At 43.8% G+C, this 19,135-nt stretch carries 16 protein-coding genes; 12 read left to right on the top strand and 4 right to left on the bottom strand.

Going from position 1 to position 19,135, the window contains the following annotated elements:
- The first annotated feature begins 226 nt into the window (after positions 1-226).
- The 6 genes from FM107_RS14810 (at position 227) to FM107_RS14785 (ending at position 10,156) form a co-directional block, all read left to right on the top strand.
- Positions 227-3,421 carry a TonB-dependent receptor gene (locus FM107_RS14810; RefSeq protein ID WP_256959562.1) on the top strand — a complete coding sequence of 1,065 codons (3,195 nt, stop codon included), beginning with the start codon at positions 227-229 and terminating at the stop codon, positions 3,419-3,421.
- 11 nt (positions 3,422-3,432) lie between these two features.
- Complete coding sequence (locus FM107_RS14805; RefSeq protein WP_086949257.1) at positions 3,433-4,953, top strand: RagB/SusD family nutrient uptake outer membrane protein; 1,521 nt, start codon at positions 3,433-3,435, stop codon at positions 4,951-4,953.
- A gap of 161 nt (positions 4,954-5,114) precedes the next feature.
- Complete coding sequence (locus tag FM107_RS14800) at positions 5,115-6,359, top strand: YdcF family protein (RefSeq protein ID WP_086949256.1); 1,245 nt, start codon at positions 5,115-5,117, stop codon at positions 6,357-6,359.
- Positions 6,360-6,720: 361 nt separating this feature from the next.
- Positions 6,721-7,578 (top strand): ROK family protein, encoded by an 858-nt coding sequence (locus FM107_RS14795; RefSeq protein ID WP_086949255.1) that lies wholly within the window; start codon positions 6,721-6,723, stop codon positions 7,576-7,578.
- Positions 7,575-8,852: a sugar porter family MFS transporter gene (locus FM107_RS14790; RefSeq protein WP_086949254.1), complete on the top strand. Its 1,278-nt coding sequence runs from the start codon at positions 7,575-7,577 to the stop codon at positions 8,850-8,852. The genes FM107_RS14795 and FM107_RS14790 overlap by 4 nt, the downstream gene beginning before the upstream one ends.
- Before the next feature lie 134 nt (positions 8,853-8,986).
- Positions 8,987-10,156 (top strand): glycoside hydrolase family 130 protein, encoded by a 1,170-nt coding sequence (locus tag FM107_RS14785; protein ID WP_256959561.1) that lies wholly within the window; start codon positions 8,987-8,989, stop codon positions 10,154-10,156.
- Positions 10,157-10,212: 56 nt separating this feature from the next.
- Here FM107_RS14785 and FM107_RS14780 read toward each other — a convergent pair whose 3' ends face one another.
- The gene (locus tag FM107_RS14780) at positions 10,213-11,226 is read right to left on the bottom strand and encodes a LacI family DNA-binding transcriptional regulator (RefSeq protein WP_086949253.1); all 1,014 of its coding nucleotides are present in this window, start codon (positions 11,224-11,226) and stop codon (positions 10,213-10,215) included.
- Between the two features lie 434 nt (positions 11,227-11,660).
- Here FM107_RS14780 and FM107_RS14775 point away from each other — a divergent pair, with 434 nt between their 5' ends.
- Both FM107_RS14775 and FM107_RS14770 read left to right on the top strand, forming a co-directional pair.
- A complete protein-coding gene (locus FM107_RS14775; RefSeq protein WP_086949252.1) occupies positions 11,661-12,245 on the top strand; it encodes a TlpA disulfide reductase family protein in 585 nt (194 codons plus the stop codon).
- A 22-nt stretch (positions 12,246-12,267) separates the two neighbouring features.
- Complete coding sequence (locus FM107_RS14770) at positions 12,268-12,894, top strand: TlpA disulfide reductase family protein (protein WP_086949251.1); 627 nt, start codon at positions 12,268-12,270, stop codon at positions 12,892-12,894.
- A gap of 41 nt (positions 12,895-12,935) precedes the next feature.
- Here the strand turns inward: FM107_RS14770 and map are convergent, their stop codons facing one another.
- Positions 12,936-13,700, bottom strand: coding sequence for a type I methionyl aminopeptidase (gene map / locus FM107_RS14765; RefSeq protein WP_086949250.1), 765 nt, complete (start codon positions 13,698-13,700; stop codon positions 12,936-12,938).
- 123 nt (positions 13,701-13,823) lie between these two features.
- On the opposite strand from map, the gene FM107_RS14760 reads away from it, so the two are divergent.
- The 3 genes from FM107_RS14760 to FM107_RS14750 all read left to right on the top strand — a co-directional run bounded on the left by FM107_RS14760 (position 13,824) and on the right by FM107_RS14750 (position 16,444).
- Positions 13,824-14,414, top strand: a complete 591-nt coding sequence (locus FM107_RS14760) for a Crp/Fnr family transcriptional regulator (RefSeq protein ID WP_256959560.1) — start codon at positions 13,824-13,826, stop codon at positions 14,412-14,414.
- Between the two features lie 141 nt (positions 14,415-14,555).
- Positions 14,556-14,996 carry a carboxymuconolactone decarboxylase family protein gene (locus tag FM107_RS14755; protein ID WP_086949248.1) on the top strand — a complete coding sequence of 147 codons (441 nt, stop codon included), beginning with the start codon at positions 14,556-14,558 and terminating at the stop codon, positions 14,994-14,996.
- A 533-nt stretch (positions 14,997-15,529) separates the two neighbouring features.
- Positions 15,530-16,444 carry an NAD(P)-dependent oxidoreductase gene (locus FM107_RS14750; RefSeq protein ID WP_256959558.1) on the top strand — a complete coding sequence of 305 codons (915 nt, stop codon included), beginning with the start codon at positions 15,530-15,532 and terminating at the stop codon, positions 16,442-16,444.
- Here the strand turns inward: FM107_RS14750 and FM107_RS14745 are convergent.
- A complete protein-coding gene (locus tag FM107_RS14745) occupies positions 16,431-17,228 on the bottom strand; it encodes an aspartate dehydrogenase domain-containing protein (RefSeq protein ID WP_086949247.1) in 798 nt (265 codons plus the stop codon). The genes FM107_RS14750 and FM107_RS14745 overlap by 14 nt on opposite strands.
- 212 nt (positions 17,229-17,440) lie before the next feature.
- On the opposite strand from FM107_RS14745, the gene FM107_RS14740 reads away from it, so the two are divergent.
- Positions 17,441-18,178 (top strand): sulfite exporter TauE/SafE family protein, encoded by a 738-nt coding sequence (locus tag FM107_RS14740; RefSeq protein ID WP_086949246.1) that lies wholly within the window; start codon positions 17,441-17,443, stop codon positions 18,176-18,178.
- Between the two features lie 155 nt (positions 18,179-18,333).
- Here the strand turns inward: FM107_RS14740 and FM107_RS14735 are convergent, their stop codons facing one another.
- The gene (locus tag FM107_RS14735; RefSeq protein ID WP_179204505.1) at positions 18,334-18,915 is read right to left on the bottom strand and encodes a YdeI family protein; all 582 of its coding nucleotides are present in this window, start codon (positions 18,913-18,915) and stop codon (positions 18,334-18,336) included.
- Between the last annotated feature and the right edge of the window lie 220 nt (positions 18,916-19,135).

Here is a 19,135-nt window from a genome sequence, read left to right as displayed (position 1 = left end):
AACAATAGTTATTTCATTTTTATTATATATGTATCTAATTATTAGATTTTTAGATTTTGCATCATTGTTCGGTAGATTGTTTTTTGATAACACTTCCTTAATATTAACGTAACACTATACTGCTAATATTGCGCATTAGTTTTTCACGTCTCAATAAAAGGAAAAATATATGCAACCGAACTTTACGAAGCTTTTTTGGCTTCTTAGTGCTTTAACAGTAACCCCAATGTTGGGTCAAGCGAGCGCTAAAACTGCCCCTATTCCAACAGAGCAGATGAATCAAACCGAGGTAACGGGCCGCGTCGTCGATCTCGATGGCAACCCCGTCGCGGGTGCATCAGTCACCAATCTCAGCAGTAACGCTGCCGTTCAAACCGACGAGTATGGAAATTTCAAAATTGCCGCCGTGATTGGCAATCAGTTGCAGATTAGCTACGTAGGTTTTGAAACCCAAACCCAGCGCATCACCAATGACTCGGGAAATCTTATTACCCTCTCCGGGCTGCAAAATGCAATTGAAGAGATACAGATTTCTATTGGGTATCAGAAGATTCGTAAATCTGACCTTACCGGCGCTATCGCCAGTGTGAAGGCGGACGAACTGAATATCACCTCGCCTAAACTTTCTCAAGCGCTAGTAGGTAAAGTAGCTGGTGTGCAAATTTCACAGACTAGTGGCGCTCCGTACGATGGAACGAAAATTCGCGTACGTGGTATGGGTTCGGTGAATGCGGGTTCCGATCCGCTTTACGTTATCGATGGTTATCCAGCAGGAAACAACCTAAACATCAACCCGAATGATATCGAGTCGATCGACGTACTAAAAGATGCTGCATCGGCAGCAATCTACGGTTCACGCGCAGCCGGAGGTGTCGTGCTGATCACCACAAAACGTGGTAAGCAAGGAAAGAATAATATCGATTACGAAGTGCTTGCCGGATTTGGTCAGCTTTCTAAAAAAGTCGACCTTTTAAATTCCGAAGAGTTTATCGATCTATTGATCGATGGCCGTAACAACTCCTACAGGGACCTGGTGACCGGAAAGGGCGAAACCTGGACAGATGATATGCGCCTGGATTCCAACGGCGATCGTGTTGCCAAAGTCGGAAATGCAGGCTCCGTAACGATCCCCGAAGATTACTACGACTTCGCAACGGGAAAGGCCAAAGCCGCTCAATATGATACAGACTGGCAGGACGAATTGTACCGTAATGCGCCATTTCAACGCCACAACCTTTCCGTCTCGGGCGGTAATGAAAAGAACCGTTATTTTGTGAGCGGATCGTACCAAGATCAACAAGGAATTATGCGCGGTACTGGGCAGCAGGTATTTAACTTCCGTTCCAACATAGACTCTAAAGTGACCGACTGGTTGACATTCGGCGCCAATGTCTCGTACACCTACAATGTCAACGATGAGGTGACCACCGGACGCTACGATCGTAGCCCCTCGATGTCAGCGCTGATCTATCTACCTACCCTTCCTGCATACAATCCAGATGGTTCTTATGCGCAATATTTGATGGGTGATTTAAGTGCAAATAACTACGGTATTCAGAATCCTGAAAACCCGCTGGCCTACGTGTCAAAGATTAAAAATGAGCGCCGTGGTAAAAGAGGTTTATACAATGCTTTCGCTGACTTCAAATTAATAGAGGGACTAAACTTGAAGATCAACGGCGGGCTATCTACTTATGATGAGAAGTACGATTACTACCGTCCTACAAGTATTTCTAGTGGTAACTATGAACCGTACAGCGAAAATGCTAAGACTGCAGCGTACGCAGATGCGATTACAAGGAGCTCACTCGATAAACTCGTCGAGGCGACCTTGAACTACAACAAAACGTTCGGCGAGAAGCATAATATCATGGGCCTACTCGGTTATTCGGCGCAGCAAACAGACCACGATAATGTGGGCGTTCGTGCGCGTGGATTCCAAAATGATGCTATCGAGGAGGTGACCAACAAAGGAGCGGATCCATCAGATTTCGAACTACTCGTTGGTGATACCTACAAGCGTACAACAACCATGATGTCCTATTTCGGGCGGGTTAATTATAGTTACGATTCCAAATATTTCCTATCAGCATCTTACCGTCGTGACGCTTCATCACGCTTCGGTCCGAACAGTAAATGGGGAGCTTTTCCTTCCGTTTCTGGGGGTTGGACATTATCTAACGAGGATTTCTACAATGCTTGGTTAGGTGAAGGCTCATCATTGAAGCTTCGCGCCAGCTGGGGAATGAGTGGAAATAATAACATAGGTGATTATGCGGCGATTACAACTTACAATACGCCGACTGGTGTAATCATCGGCGATAAGGTGCAGACGGGTTACTACCCCGACAATCTTCGTGATCCAAATTTAAGTTGGGAAAAGACGGCACAAACAAACGTCGGTCTGGATTTTGGGATCTTGGGTAACCGGGTAAATGTGATGACAAACTTCTACATCAGTAAGTCAACGGATCTACTCTTCAATCAGCCTATCACGGCCGTTACCGGAGCAACTTCAATCTTGACTAACATGCCGGACTCCAAAGTACAAAACAAAGGGTTTGATGTACAACTGGATGCCGCGATTATCCGCCGCCAAGATTTTCGTTTAGGCTTTAGCGGAAACATCAATATCAATCGCAATAAGGTGCTTGACCTTGGGGGAGCTTCCACAATCCTTACAAATGGCGCGGAACGTTCTTACCTAACACACATTACCCAAGAGGGTAGCCCGATCGGTATGTTCTACGGTTTTAAAGTCTTAGGCGTTGCTAATGAAAGCAACTACCAATCAGTGGCTCCTTCAGCCGCCTCATCGACACCACTACAACCAGGTGACCTATACTTTGAAGATGTCGACGGAAACGGTATTGTGAATGACGACGATAAACGTATCATCGGTAATCCGCATCCCGATTTTACGTACGGTTTTGCATTCGACGCACAGTACAAAGGATTCGATATCCGTGCTTCGTTCAACGGATCGCAAGGAAACCAGGTCCTCGACGGTTACGATTACTACCTGTACAATATGGAAGGCTCGGGCAACCAGTACGCGGACGTAGCACAACGCTACCGCTCGCCTGAAAACCCTGGAAACGGCGAAGTATACCGCGCTTCACGTGGCGGGACGCAAAGCAACTCCACCCGGCTTTCTAGTTTTTACTTGCAAGATGGTTCATTCTTGCGCATGACAAACTTTATGGTGGGATATACGCTGCCATCCGAGGTGGTAAATAAATGGTCGCTATCGGGTCTACGCATCTATGCTAGCGTTGATAATCCGTTTACAATCACAAAATATAAAGGATATAACCCGGAACCCGATTATGACCAACGTGGTAACTTAACTCCTGGCGTCGATTACGGTCTGTATCCACTGGTTAGATCATTCAATTTAGGTTTAAAAGTTAGTCTCTAAAATCGATAATCATGAAAAAAAGATACTTAATACCCATAGCGTTATTTGCACTAACTTCTTGCTCGAAAGATTTTTTGAATCAGGAAGATCCAAATGCGGTAACCATTGAAAATTATTTTCAAACAGAAAACGATGTGCTTTTGGGCCTGAACGGTTTATACGAAGGATTGCGCTCGGGAAGTAGCGTCGGAGAGGGCAGCACACTTTATAATGAAGAGCGTTCGGACAACGCGGGCCGCAACGATAATCAATCGAACGCCGGAGAACCATTTCAGTTCAACGATTTTTCAATTCTTCCAAGTAATTCGAACCTGAAAACACATTGGACGACGATGTATGATGCCATCTCTCGTTGTAATGTATTATTAACGCATGTAGATAAAGTAACCTTCACCGATGAGGCTTTAAAGGAGCGTTATAAAGCTGAAGCTAAATTTATTCGCGCGTATTTGTATTTCGATATGGTGCGCAAATTCGGAGATATTCCGCTTGCTACCGTGGAAATTACCAGTAAAGAGCAAGGTGAAGAAGTTGCTTTTCGTGAAAAAGAGTCTGTCGTTTACGCGCAGATTGTGAAAGATTTAACAGAAGCGCTTCAAAGTGACCTGCCAAACACGCAACATGAATATGTTGTTGGTCGAGTTTCCAAGGCTGCCATACATGCTATTCTCGGGAAGGTGTATTTAACAATGGGCTCTACGATAGAAGGTGACAGCCAAACAAATTATACCAAGGCCGAAGAACACCTAACGGCATCTTATCAAATGCGCGCTTTCGGTAAATTATCGGAGATACCGTACAGCGAAGTGTTTGCTGTCGGAGAGAAAAACAAATGTGAAGAGCTTGTCTTCCAAATTCAGTATTTGCAGGGTGATCCCAAATACAGCTCGAGTATCGCGCGTAATTACCAAGCGCGTGGGGAAACAATAAACTCACAATTCAAATCGACGGGATCCGGACAAGTAGCTAAGGTAGATCTAGTGAAAGACTACGAACCCAATGACACGCGTAAAGAGTTTTCTGTGAAATTTGCGAGCGATGCACAAGTAAACGATTGGTTTATAACCAAGTTTAGAGATGTGAGTGATGGTGCTGGGACGGAAGGCCGCGGAGGAAACGACTGGATCTTAATTCGGTATGCTGACGTGATGCTGTTGTTAGCGGAGGCGAAATTACACTTGGGTAAAGATGCTGAAGCTATCGCACTTTTAAACCAGGTGCGCGAGCGTGCCGGCTTACCGAGTTACCAAGAGTCGGTAACAAATTCCGCATACAAATCGAAATATCCGACATTGAAAGATGCTATTCTACACGAAAGGCGTGTTGAGCTGGCATTTGAAAACCAGCGCTGGTTCGACCTTATTCGTAACTACGATGCAGAGGGCCTTGTTTCTTATTTCAAGACAAAAAGTCAAGCTGACTACGGCAATGGAAAGATTTCGAATATATCAGCCAAAGATAGATACTACCCGATCCCGTTCGATGAGTATAAATTGAATCCCGAAAAGATGTATCAGAACGCGGGTTACTAAAAGTTTGGGAGTGACGTGTTTGCCAGCAAGGTAAACGCGCCGCCCACTTTGCCGGATATTTATAATATGAGCCCTGGATGATAGCGTGGTCTTCATCCGGGGTTTCAAAAGAGCCTTAAACTCTAATGCCTAAGTAATCGTTGAAAGTATAATACTAAAATATGCAGAAAATAATAAAATTTTTCATCATTATGATCGTAGGAACCTGCTTCGCGCATCTCTCTTTTGCACAAGGCGACCATAAGCCCCAGACACCACAAGATTGGGTATTGTCGAAAAATTATTTGGCGAGTTGTCTCCTTTTTAAAAACACTGAAATAAGAGAAAACATATTTTCCGATCCTGCAATACAGGCGCTTCTAGTTTCGCGCGCGGAGCGTTACGCGGGCGCCCAGGAGTGTGAAGATTTAGCTTGTTTTCTTGCGGCATTCAAGTGGAGCGACGCTGAAATGGAATCATTACATGAATTTATGGCTAAGCGTTTTGACTCTGATAAAGAACTTCAGGGTTTAGTGCAGACCGCGCTAATCACTTCGGGCGCCTATGGCAGTGCAACCCAGAGCGATCCTAAAGCTTATTTTGTTAAGGCCATCAAGCAAGATATGCGGTACACCAATTACGTGATCGATGTATATGCTGGCGGAGCAAAGCCCAATTATCCCCGGATCGATTCGATTTCATTTGATACAAGTAAGAAACCATATTTAGGCCTGTTACAAGATGTGCGTCAAGATGTATTAAAAGACAGTCCCACACCCCATCAAGCTGCATTTATGACCATACTCACGGCGGTGCGCCTGTTGGAAGTAAACGAGCGCATGGATGCCGCGCAGCTAGAACCCATCATGGAGGGGGAAAATTCAAAAGCCTTGACAGCGATAAAAACGACAAACTTTCAGGACTATCCGTACAGCTTGCTGCTTGTACTAGGCGCAGGACCCTCGAAGTACGATCAGCCGATAAGTCCTGGCGGGATGTTAAGAGCACGGATGGCTGCCAGAGCCTACTTTGATGGCCAAGCACCCTTTATCGTGTTATCCGGTGGGCGTGTTCACCCTTATAAGACCCCGTATATTGAGGCTATCGAGATGAAGCGCTACCTCATCGAAAATTTACTTGTTCCGCAAGAGGCGATCATACTTGACCCGCATGCACGCCACACCACCACGAACCTAAGGAATACGGCAAGAATAATGTTTCGTTATGGTTTTCCACAAGATCAGTTTGCCATGGTTACCAGCAGCAAGGTGCACATCGATGCGGTTGTAGGTATGGCCGATCGCTGCATAAAAGAGCTGGGGTATGTGCCTTACGAACTAGGTAAAAGAATGAGCGATGTTGTGCTCGAATTTAAGCCCAAAGTTGAATCAATGACAATTGATCCAGATGAACCGTTAGATCCCTAACCTGCGCGTTTTTTCGATCCATATTTAAAAATGGTCATAAAATTCACGAGCCCCAATATTTCGGCGAAATGAAAATTATGACCATTTTTTATTTATAAAGCAGCCCCCATATTGAGCGGTGCGCTAGAACCAGCTTGAAACACTTTCATTTGTGGTCAAAGCGTAGACTTGATACCTATAGCCTATAGGGGCAAGTGTATTTCCAGTACGAGGTTATCCCTAGCACATATCTAAAACTGGATAATAAAGATTGCGCAGCATAAAAAGATAAAAAAAATTTGATATTAGATTAATAGCTTTATATTTGTTTCTAAGCGAAACCGGTTTTGCTAAACCTTTGTTACCACCAATTTTAGATTATATGTCTATAACGACTAAAGTATTATGCATTGATTTAGGAGGGACCCATTGTTCCTCGGCGCTCGTTGACCGTGAGGAAGAACGCGTCGTAGAAGAATCTTATTTCCGTTGCCCCGTCGATAGTAACGGTTCCCGCGCTCAGATTCTTCGCGAAATTCAAGAAATCCTTCACATGACCTTATCGAGCAATCCTAGCAAACCTAGTAAAGTAATTGTTTCTTGTCCTGGCCCATTTGACTATGAGAATGGTATTTCGCGCATGGATGGAATGAATAAATATCAAGCTATCCTCAATTTTAATTTGCGCGAGTTTTTCGCTGATATAATTGGTATTGCGCCGGAATCGGTGTGCTTTTACAACGATGCAGCTGCTTTTTTACTCGGCGAGGTTTATTTCCGTAAACTTGAACAAAAACGCATAATAGGCTTGACCCTAGGCACGGGATTAGGCTCTTCGATATATGTAAACGGCCGGATTGAGGATTTGAATTACGGATCAGCGCCTTTCCAAGGAGGGATCGTCGAAGATGTCATTTCTACGCGCGGAATGATTGGGCACTTGAAAGAAAAATTTGGTAGAATTTCTGTTGATAATATTAAAGATTTGGTGCAGACTAGTGGTCTGGAGGAGCAAAGGCGGGATGCATTTGATTATTTGACGGCTAACCTTAGGGAGTTTATCAAGCAGTACCTCGCTCCATTGGCTCCCGATTTGATAGTAATTGGTGGGAGCATCGCAAAGGCCAATTCCCTTTTCTTTGAAGATCTTCAATCGTCGCTCGAGCAGAATTTGGAAGTGGCTTCATTTGATGAATGTAATCTATTTTTAGGACTAACTTTTGAACCGTTGAACATATGAAGCCAGTTTGGAAATTTACACTTATAGCCTCATTAGGCGGCTTTTTATTCGGATTTGAAACTGCCGTAATTTCTGGGGCTGAACAGATTATCCAGAAGATGTGGCATTTGGACGCCATGCGCCATGGGCTCACCGTATCGATCTCACTGATAGGTACAATCATAGGCGCTATAATTGCGGGGAAGATTGCGGATAGATATGGTCGTAAACCTGTATTATACTTTGTAGCTTGTTTATACCTATTATCTGCATTAGGCTGCGCAGTAGCCTCCATATGGGAGATGTTTTTGCTCTTCCGTTTCTTGGGAGGGTTGGCCGTCGGGGTAAGTTCGGTGGTAGGACCTGTATATACTTCGGAAATAGCGCCCGCTAAAGATCGCGGGAAGCTCACCGGAACATTCCAGATCATGATCGTTACCGGGATTTTTACGGCTTATCTGACTAATTTTCTCTTTCTGTCCTTCGGCGGGGACGCCTGGCGATATATGCTCGGCATTATGGCCGTTCCGGCGCTGCTGTTTGTGCTGCTGCTTAAGTTAATTCCCGAAAGCCCACGCTGGTTGCTACAGAACGGACAAATCGAAAGGGCACGTAGTAGTTTCTCGCGTTTAGACGAACCTTTTATGATCGCGAGCGACCATACAAATTCGCCAAAAACATCCGTTAACTTGTTTCAGTCCAAGTACGCCAAGCCGATATTTTTTGCAGTCATGCTTGCTTTTTTTAATCAAATGACCGGCATTAATGCGATTTTATATTACGCACCGCGGATTTTTGATATGGCTGGATTTACCGCAGAACTGTCCTATATTCAGCCGATTTTTATTGGTGGAACGAACCTTGTTTTTACCCTAGTTGGTATGAGTATCATCGACCGTTTTGGACGTAAAAAGCTTCTATCGATGGGCGCGGTCGGAATGTTCATATTCTTAATCCTTGCAGCGTTCGGTTTGAAGGGGGTGAACTCGGAGTTTCTTTTGTATTATATCATCGGTTTTATAGCATCTTTTGCGCTCTCTCAGGGAGCAGTTATTTGGGTGTTTCTTGCGGAAATATTTCCCAACGAAGTACGCGCGCAGGGATCTTCGCTGGGTAGTACTACACATTGGGTGTTCGCAGCCATTATATCCTGGGTATTCCCAGTTATCGTAGAGGGAAGTGTACTAGGCGGTTATTACGTGTTTCTTTTCTATGCGCTAATGGTGGTAGCCTCTTTTATATTTGTGCGTTTTATGCCTGAAACAAAGGGGAAGACCCTAGAAGAGATATCTTAAGATGTGCAACTATTAAACAATTATGGAATTTCCCGCAAGCTGTCCGCGCGATTATAGTTGTTTCATTTTTGAGAAGAAAAACCGGTTCTTAAACGTTGAATTATGTACTAAACTCTCCTAATATTGGATTCGATATGAAAAATTTCACAAAATTATCAACGGCAGCGGCCCTAATTGGTCTCATGCTGAACTTGGTCAGTTGTCGTTCCGAGCAGCAAGACAAAGAGCAACATGTTGCTCCAGACTGGGTGATGGGCGGCTTTGCACGACCACAGGGCGCGAATCCGGTGATTGAGCCAGATAGCACAACTGCTTTTTTGGATCCAATGAGCGGTGACTCGGTGCATTGGGAAGCGAACGATACGTTCAACCCCGCAGCGGTGGTAAAAGGTGATAGCATATATGTACTTTACCGCGCAGAAGATAAAACGGGTATAAAAATCGGTCATAGAACCTCGCGTTTAGGTCTTGCTGCGAGCGCCGATGGGATAAGTTTTTCCCGCCAAAGCACCCCTGTGTTTTATCCGGACAAGGATAGCCAACAAGCATTTGAATGGCCAGGAGGAACAGAGGATCCGCGTATTGCTGAAACGTCCGAGGGGCAGTATGTCATGTTCTATACGCAATGGAACCGGGAAGTGCCTCGTCTGGGGGTGGCTTTTTCCAAAGACCTTAAGACGTGGGATAAACAAGGGCCGATCTTTTCTAGATCAACCGTAATACCGGGACTAGTCGATCGACCCCATAAATCCGCATCTATTGTCACCGAGTTGGTAGGCGACAAGCAGGTGATAGCTAAAGTTAACGGCAAATACTGGATGTATTGGGGTGAGCACGGCGTATACGGTGCTACATCTGATAACCTGGTCGACTGGGACCCTGTTGTGGATGAAAACGGAGAGCTTCATGCTTTCATTTCTCCGCGCGAAGGTTACTTCGATAGCGCATTAACAGAATGCGGGCCGCCGGCAATAAAAACTGATAAAGGCATTCTCCTTTTATACAACGGCAAGAACCACCCTGAAAAAGGTGACCAGCGCTTTAACAAGGGGACTTATTCAGCGGGCCAAGTATTGTTTGATAGCAATGACCCTACAAAGGTGTTACAGCGTATGGACATTCCGTTTCTTCGGCCGATGGAAGCTTTCGAAAAGAGCGGTCAGTATATCGACGGTACCGTGTTTATTGAAGGACTGGTCTACTATAAGAAAAAGTGGTTCCTATATTATGGATGTGCCGATTCGAAGGTTGGCGTTGCGATATATGATCCAGCTAACCCGACAAACCTTGACCCTTTACCATAGGCCGTGGAGGGAGTCTTGGTTAGACCATAAAGATTTGGTAGGCTTGCGCGAATCGATCATTTTTGTGATGATTCTCGTTGTTTAATTACCGAAGGTAATTCTACGTGGTGCGACTGTTTCCCAGTAGGACTTTTGATTTGCTGTATTAAGAGTTCAATAATATGTTTACTTAGTTCTTCAAGGGGCTGCTGTATCGCGGTAATGGTAGGGGAGACTAAAGCAAACGCTTCATGGTCATCAAAAGAGACTATCGCGAGCCGGGAACCTCGTCTGTTGTAGAGGTTATTGATCACTTCCAGCCCTGCGATGCAGAGATAGTTGGTGGCAAAAATAACGGCGTCCAATTCGTTCTTATTTTCAAGGAACCTTTCAATATGTTTTTTCTTCTCTTTTTTGCTTTCCTGGAAAGGGATATAAACGATATTAGGGGCAATACCCCAGTCGGCCATCGCTTCCTGGTAGCCCGATAGTCGATCATGCATCTGGCTTTGGGTAGATGCGAGCGTAACAAAACCGATCTTGCGAAATCCACGTTCGTAAAGATGGGTGCAGGCTTCGATGGTAGCACTTTTATTGTTAGTTCCCACAAAATTGACACCTTTTACCGGGTCTCTATCAAAGAGTACCACTGGAATTCCCTCGCCGATCATTTCCGTGACGACTTTTTCGATCCCTTTGGTCGGCGCAATAATGTACCCGTCTAGCTGGCTGCGTCGAAATATTTCAATTATCTCATTAGCCGTATTCGTATCGCCCAACGTACTACTGTACATAACGCGGTAACCGTAACTTTTTGCCAGCGTCTCAATCATCAGTGCGATCGGGCCAAAAAAGGAGTCGGAAATATCTTCCACGACCAGTCCAATACTGCTGCTGCGGCCGGTCGCTAAACTTTTTGCTAGATGATGTGGATGGAAGCCAACTTCTTCAACATAGGCTAAAACTTTTAACTGCAGTTCTTTACTGATCCGACGCTCGTCGCCCTTGCCGTTTATAATCGCCGACACCGTTGACTTTGCAATTTCTAATTTTTTTGCAATGTCGTTAATAGACAATCTTTTGTTTACCATTTTATCCGTAGAGATTCCAAGATCCAAAAATATAGATTTTTTCTATGTACTCCTTTATATAATTGATTTCAATTCGTTTTCCTGAAAAACAGCGAACTACCAGCAGACAAGGTAACGAATCTTCCGGACTGGCGCCGGTAATGGGCAGGTTTTTAAAAAAGCGAATTTCAACGTTTTACGCTGGCTAATTCGGTGAATATAAATATAACGTAATTATAACCTTATCATTTGCATCCCATGGCGATTAAAACTAATTTAGCAGGAAAGATGGGGGGGCACACAGGGGTACGTAAATTGTAATGGATATTTCTTTATGCTCGCGGCATTTTTATTGATCTCCCCTGTCATCGCTGGCACGACCGATTGCCTACAGAGGGCGTAAAGGATATAAAAGCAGTAAACACGAAATTAAAAAATAATTTAAAGCACATATTATGCAAATTCAGTTTAAAAATTTGATAACTCGTTTGGGAATTTTCTTTATCGTAGTCGCCATGATGGCTGGCTGCGGCAACGCGCAAAAGGATGATGAAAATAAAACCGATGAAGACCAAACCACGACTCAGCAGGAAGGTGAGGTGCAGCAAGAAGTACCCGCACCGGCTGTGTCCGATGTTTCTTTTACGGACCAAGAAGGGAAATCCGTCTCGTTAAGTTCTTTAAAAGGTAAAGTTGTATTTATCAACTTCTGGGCGACATGGTGTCCCCCGTGTATCGAAGAGCTGCCTTCGATTAACAAGTTACGGAGCTCCTTCAAGGACAACGACAACATCGTTTTTTTAATGGTAGACGTGGATAGCAAGATGGAGGAGTCTTCAGCCTTTATGCAGGAGAATAGTTACGATCTACCGGTATACATTCCAACGGGAGATATTCCGCCGGACTATTTAGGAAATGCCATACCGACGACGGTTATCCTTGACAAAAAAGGAGCCATCGCAGCACGAATGGAGGGTGGAAGAGATTACGCGGACCCCCAAATTTTGACCTCATTAAAGGAACTCGTGGAGAGTGAATAAATGATTGAAAATAATAGAATTAATGTCGAACGATAAGGAGGTCTCAAGCGTTAAAAAAGCATCTAATAGGTTCTTGCAGTACCTTCGAAAAAATGGCTTTTCGATAGTAATGATTATCGCACTCGGGGTGATGCTGGTCAGCCCCGATGCAAAATCCTTCTTGCTTGCTCAGTTGATGAAAACGGGACTATTTAATGCCAGTATCAACCAAAAGGAGTCAGTGCATGCGCAGCAGGTTAGTGTCGATTTTAGCTTTTTAGATGAAAACGGAACGGTTCAAAATACATCCTCTTTGCGGGGCAAGGTCGTGTTTATTAATTTCTGGGCTTCCTGGTGTCCCCCTTGTAGAGCCGAATTTCCTTCCATCGAGACGCTTTACGCAAAATATAGAGATCATCCCGATATTTTCTTTTTAACGATTAATGAGGATAACAACCAGGTCGCAGCAAAAGAATACTTGCGTAAAGAAAACTCCGCGCTGCCCCTGTATCGAGCTCACAGCACTATCCCCCAATCAATTTTCTCGGGGACGTTACCCACAACGGTTGTTTTAGATAAAAAAGGAAAAATTCGTTTCCACCATACCGGGTTTGCAAATTACGCATCGGCGAAATTCGGGGACCAGTTGAATGCCTTGATGTCTCAGTAGCCTCAAGTCATTTAGCGTATCGCTGGCGCTGAACGGGGGCGTTAATTCCAAAGCTCGTTCGCTTCGGTTAATAGGATAGGTATGCCGTCGGTGACCATGATAGTATGCTCATGCTGCGCCATATATCCACCCTTATTGCCGACCATCGTCCACCCATCACCCGTCTCCACAGCATACGTAGAAGCCGTAGCGATAAATGTTTCTATGGCAACAATCGAATTTTTCTTAAAACGGCGCTGATCAAACCGGTTTTTATAGTTTAAAAGTTCATCGGGTGCTTCATGCAAGCTTCTGCCCACTCCATGGCCACCGAGGTTTTTGATAACGCTAAATCCCCTTTTTCTGGCTTCTGTTTCCATGATATGTCCAATATCTGCAATTTTTACTCCGCCCTTGATCTGGTAAATCGCTTTTTGCAAAATTTCTTTGGAAGCTTCCACTAGTTTTTGGTGTTGGTGTACGTCTTCACCAACGATGAAGGAGGCCCCGTTGTCTGCCCAAAAGCCGTCGAGTTCGGCAGAAACGTCAATATTGATTAAATCACCCTGATTTATTATGGTCTGGTGTGAAGGAATGCCATGACAAAACTCCTTATTGACGCTAATACAGGTCCATCCGGGGAAACCATACGTCAGATTGGGTGCCGATTTTGCACCAAGTTCCCTTAACAATCGTGCTCCATAATCATCAAGCTCTTGGGTGCTCATGCCAGGCTTAGTGAGCTCGCGCATTTTTTTTAGCGTTTGGGCTACGGCAGCACTTACTCTTTTCATTCCGAGAAGTTCCGATTCATTTGATATAGACATGATCTTTCTGTTTGTTACAAAGTTACGCAATTATTTATCGAAAATTTGCCGCCGAGTGTCTAGCGTGTAATCAATTTGATGAAATCTCCCTCGTGATAGATAATTATTATCTTTGAGTCATAGATGAACATAAATATGCCCCAGACCCTAAGAAATCATTTGGAAAAATTTGTTCAAATAAACGATGAAGACTTTGCTGAACTTCTTCTATTCTTCAAGTCTACGACAGTCGCTAAAAAACAAAATTTATTACAAGAAGATGAAATTTGTAACTATCACTATTTTGTCGCTAAAGGTTTGTTGCGTAAATTTTTTATACACGAAAGGGGCGGCGAACAAACTACGGAATTTGCGATAGAAACATGGTGGCTTACCGACAACACTGCCTTCGAGCGCCGCTCGACCACCGCATTTTACATACAGGCGGTTGAAAAATCCGAACTATTGTATATAAGTTGGAGCGATCAAGAGAAGCTTCTCGAGCGGTTTCCTTTCATGGAACGTTATTTTCGTTTTGTTTATCAAAGGGCATATGCCGCCAGCCAAATGAGAGTTAAATACCTTTTCTCGCTATCCAAGGAAGAATTCTATTACCAATTAGAAAACAAGTACCCGGAATTTGTTCAACGGGTTCCCCAATACCTAATCGCCTCTTATCTTGGATTTACACCTGAATATTTGAGCGAAATTCGAAAAAGGCGTACCGCTCGGTAGTCTACTAAAAACTGGACTTGCCATGTAATATTTTTCGTATTTAAATGCAGCCCCGGGCATTTGACGGCCTTTCTTAAATTAGTTTAAGTTTCTTATGGGTACTAGTTGCCATCTTTGTATAACATTTAAAAAAAGAATAAAATGCAAAAACGTGTTAACATCACCCAGAGAGAGCCTCAAGCATTAAGTGCAATGATGGGGCTTGAAACCTATCTTTCTAACGTTACAATCTCCACAACGCTCAAGAATTTTATTAAAATTCGAGCTTCACAAATTAATGGTTGTGCATATTGTATCGATATGCATAGCAAAGAAGCATTAGAAAAAGGGGAAACTAATCGACGTATTTTCCTATTAAGCGCGTGGCGTGAAGCTGGGGCCGTGTTCTCCGAAGAGGAAAAACTAGTCCTTACGATCACAGAAGAAATCACCTTAATTAATCGCGAAGGCCTCTCTGATCAAACGTATGAAAAAGCGTTAGCGCTATTTAGCGAAAATCAAATTGCGGAAATTGTTATGAGTGTAATTGGAATTAATGCGTGGAATAGGATTGCCATTAGCAGCAGGTATCAGCTAGCATAGGTTGATGCACAATCCATACACGCGTACAAATCGTGGGTTAAGCAATCCGCGATTTGTAAGCATGTATGTTGTTCTTTAATGCCGTAAACGATGCGCCGCAGTATGCACGAACTTTGTAAAAAGGAAACAAGTAGTCACTAATTCGTGATTTTGGAATTATGAACGCGCTACGTATAGCTGGCTAAAACGCTTCGTCGATAAGTTCTTTGTTCACCACGGCGCCGGTTAACGATCTTTGGGCAACTGAATTTGCTATGGAGCGCATCATTCCTGTATTATCGCCACATGCATACACGCCCGGGAGATTCGTTTTTTGAAAATCGGAGTTTAATTTTTCAACGCCCCTGCATACTGATAGCCTGTGTATATTTTTTTCGCGCGCTTTATATTCCTGTTTTCTTGGAATCCCGCCGTATTAACGAAAAAAAGGCTATAATTGTCATTTCGTAATTTGTATTAATCACAAACAAGGATTAACGCTCGCTGCTCGCTAATAAATGGCGGATTAAGGGCGTAACATAAATAAGTTGAATATGATTTTCAAAAAGCTTGTCGCAATAGAACCATTGAATTTGACTCCGTCGGCGGAAACTGAACTTGAGACTTTTGCGGAAAATGTAACGACATACGACAATGTTCCTACTAGCGTAGAAGAAATAATAGCGCGTATCGGAGATGCTGATGCGGTATTGTTGAGTTACACAACATACCTTGGACGTGAGGCCCTTCAGGACTGCCCGAATGTAAAATACATTGGCATGTGCTGCTCGCTATATTCTGCAGAAAGTGCCAACGTTGATATTCACTATGCAAACTCTCGCGGCATTGAAGTCACGGGAATTCGTGATTATGGTGACGAAGGCGTCGTAGAATATGTAGTGAGCGAACTTGTGCGATGTCTACATGGTTTTGGTAACCGCGCTGATGGAACGCCGCGCGAACCGTGGAGCGGCACGCCTCGCGAAATTACGGGACTAAAAGTAGGGCTAGTAGGATTGGGGAAATCTGGAGGTATGGTCGCTGATGCTTTATATTTTTTTGGCGCGAAGATCTCCTATTTTTCGAGAACAAGAAAACCTGAATCCGAAGATAAAGGATATAAATATTTACCTCTTGATGCACTACTTGCACAAAGCGAGGTTGTCATCACATGCCTAAATAAAAACGTAATCTTACTGCATCAGGACGAATTTCAACATTTAGGAAATCGAAAAATACTTTTCAATACAGGGTTATCTCCCGCATGGGATCCAGAGCCTTTCAGCAAATGGCTCACTGGAGATAACCGTGTATATTGTGACACCCTAGGCGCGTTAGGAGGCCAAGAGTTTTTAAACCATCCCAATGTGGAATGTATGAACGTCTCCAGTGGCCGCACGACTCAAGCTTTCGATAGGCTGAGCGAAAAAGTGCTCGCAAATATTGCGTGTTATGTTAAAAAGCAATAGGTGAAGTAATATTACGTAGGGTATTTACAATACTCCACCCGGCAATTTGCGCCGTTTTACTGTATACGTCGATTACCGCATGGATTTGTTCGCTTTCTATTTCGATGCGGTGTTTGTCGCCTACAAACTCCGGCTGAGAGTTTATCGAGACGTTGATGTTTTCGGGCCCCGTGGATGCAAGTGCAGCGGCGACAGCGACATTTACGCGCGTAGGGAAGAGGGCAATTGCATCAATTGCGTTGCCGTTAAATACTTCACGCGCTTCGTTCTGCAGATCTTCGTGATAGACGTCGGTGTTTTTTAGCGAGTTGGGTCCTTTCTTGGTTTCGAACGTGACTTGGCTGGCTTCCATGAGCGACACCGTGCGTAAGACATCGAACCCACCAATTGCGCCCGAGGCCAGGTGTACACGTGCACCATATTCCATCGCTGTTTGGGCAACTTGGTTGTAAAAGTTGGCATCTGCCAGCGCGCCAATGGAAAGTGTGACAATAGAAGATCCGTTCTTCAGTGCCGGAAGCGCGATTTCGCGTAAGGAAGCAGGGGAGGCTGTTTCAACGATATAATTTGGCTTCAGCGCGAACAGTTCATCAATCGAGTGGCAAGCCGTGCAGTGAGCCTTGCTCACGGAATTCACATTTTCTGCGAGCAGTTTCGCCTTGTCAAAAGTCCGGGAATAGGTGCCAATAATCTCATAATCGGTTAACAGTCCTTTAGCTTTTGCCTGAACAACGATGTTCGCAAGCTTACCGCATCCTACTATAGCTACAGTTTTTGTTCTCATCAAGCTAACATAGGGATATTAATGTTAAATTAATAGCGAAGGGCAGGAAATAAAACGGCAACTAGCCAGATTGGAAGGGATCGTTGCTTAAATCAATATTTATCTCGTGCGGTATAAATTTACAATGCCAATAGCTTTTGCTACTTTTACTTTTTAGAGTATTGATATCGATTTAATGCTTGTCAAGGAAAACGATAGGATCTTCAACGCACATGACAATTACCATACTATTTGTTCTACTCATTAGTTTTTTAGCATCTTTTGTTCGATCGACACTAGGCTTTGGAGAATCGCTTATCGCTGTTCCGCTTTTTCTGCTATTTATGCCACCACAAACTGCGGTTCCGCTCTCGGTTATGCTCTCGGCAGTCATTGCGCTTATAATTGTTATTCAAGACCACCGAAAAATTCATTTTAATAGTGCCAAGTGGCTGATTTTATATGCGCTATTGGGGATACCATTTGGACTGCTCATTCTTATCTATGGGAACGAACAGCTTATCAAAATAGTTCTTGGTATACTATTATCACTATATGCGATATACTCACTGATAGGTAAACCCGCAGCGATCAAAAACGAAAAATCAAAACGCTGGTTAGCTGCATGTGGATTTCTTTCCGGTGTATTAGGAGGGGCTTATGGTCTGAACGGGCCGCCACTAGTGGTTTACGGCAATCTTAGAAAATGGAGTGCGCCCCAGTTCAGAGCGACGCTCCAGGCCTACTTTTTACCCGTAAGCATTGTAAGTGTCCTGGCGTATTATTCCAAAGGTTTTATTACCAGTGAAGTGGGTAGCTATTTTGGCATATCGCTGTTGACGACCATTCCTGCAATATTTTTTGGGCGGGCGCTCAACCACCGATTAAAAAGCGATTCATTCTATAGCTACGTGTATTGGGGGCTTGTGATTATAAGTGTGCTTTTAGTAGTAAGCTCCATTCGCGGATAAATAGTACCCAAAGTCACACGCGATTCTCACTGTCGCTGAATTAAAACTCGTTAATTTATTGTTAATCCTTCAAATTTATTGATTTATCAAATGAGGTTTTGGCTTTGCTTTTAGATTGCGATTTTTTTAACTGATCGTCTTTACTTATGAGGCGCTTAATCGTCGAGACCCATTCCTTTCAGGATTTTCTCATAATATTTTTCGATTCGTTTTTCGCGCGTTTGCGATTGCTTGGCCTGATGAAAATAGAATAGATAGCCTTTTTGCCTTCCAGGTGTTAATGCGGAAAATGCTTCTTTTAACTCGTTGTCCTGTTGTAATGCCCGCTCAAATTCCGGCGGCACAGGGTAGTCGATAGCCTTTTTTAAGGTCACTTTTTTGCCCGATTGTTCGATCAGGATTGCTTGGGCAATATACGCTTGAATGATCGATGCCTGAAGTATTATCTGTTCCGTATTGGTAAAACGAAGCTGTCTTGCTGCCTGGACGTTTGGGGTTTGTTGCACTAAAATTTGATGCGGATCGGTTAATAAAGAACCTTTATGGAAAAGCAGCGCGCAATATTCTTTAAATCCGTGGATGAGTACGATATTTTTAGAGCCGAGGGTATAGCAGGGATGCATCCATTTAAAATCTTCCGCTAAAGCTTCGTTTTCCCTGATAATCTCCCGTAATAGGAGGAATTCAGCATTCCATCGTTTTTCATTTTTAAAGAACTCTTCGATTTTGCTATTCATAATGTTGCGTCTATTAATCAATTAATGGGTCTCCTATTAGCTTATGACCCGCCTCATTTAACCCGTCGAGGTGCGCAAGGTGAGGTAAAATAAGCGAGTGAAAAGATTTTAGTCAAGGCAAAAATGCGACCAATTCGCAGTGAGGTAAGTAACTCCTGCGAGAATTGTGAATTTACAGAGCGCAAGGAAAAATAAGTAGGTGCTTCGCGTTGCATCCCTA

The organism is Sphingobacterium sp. JB170, from assembly GCF_900163865.1.
GTDB lineage: Bacteria > Bacteroidota > Bacteroidia > Sphingobacteriales > Sphingobacteriaceae > Sphingobacterium.
Note: the sequence above shows the minus strand (reverse complement) of the source record. Positions and strands in the feature narration are given on the sequence as shown.